Source organism: Staphylococcus sp. EG-SA-2 (genome assembly GCF_017152085.1).
Map to the genome: position 1 here is coordinate 1 of NZ_JACYHC010000246.1, position 508 is coordinate 508.

Genomic DNA, 508 nt, shown 5'->3' on the forward strand with positions numbered 1-508 from the left:
AACATGCCATCGCAGATAAGACGAATACGTTAGCAAGCAGTAAATATGTCAACGCCGATAGCACTAAACAAAATGCTTACACAACTAAAGTTACCAATGCTGAACATATTATTAGCGGTACGCCAACGGTTGTTACAACACCTTCAGAAGTAACAGCTGCAGCTAATCAAGTAAACAGCGCGAAACAAGAATTAAATGGTGACGAAAGATTACGTGTTGCAAAACAAAACGCCAATACTGCTATTGATGCATTAACGCAATTAAATACTCCTCAAAAAGCTAAATTAAAAGAACAAGTGGGACAAGCCAATAGATTAGAAGACGTACAATCTGTTCAAACAAATGGACAATCATTGAACAATGCAATGAAAGGCTTAAGAGATAGTATTGCTAACGAAACAACAGTCAAAGCAAGTCAAAACTATACAGACGCAAGTCCGAATAACCAATCAACATATAATAGCGCTGTGTCAAATGCGAAAGGTATCATTAATCAAACTAACAATCC

Annotated in this window: 1 protein-coding gene; it reads left to right on the plus strand. The window is 36.8% G+C overall.

Going from position 1 to position 508, the window contains the following annotated elements:
* Positions 1-508: GA module-containing protein (locus IDG60_RS02390; protein ID WP_206160458.1), on the plus strand; the 508-nt coding region annotated here is incomplete at both ends.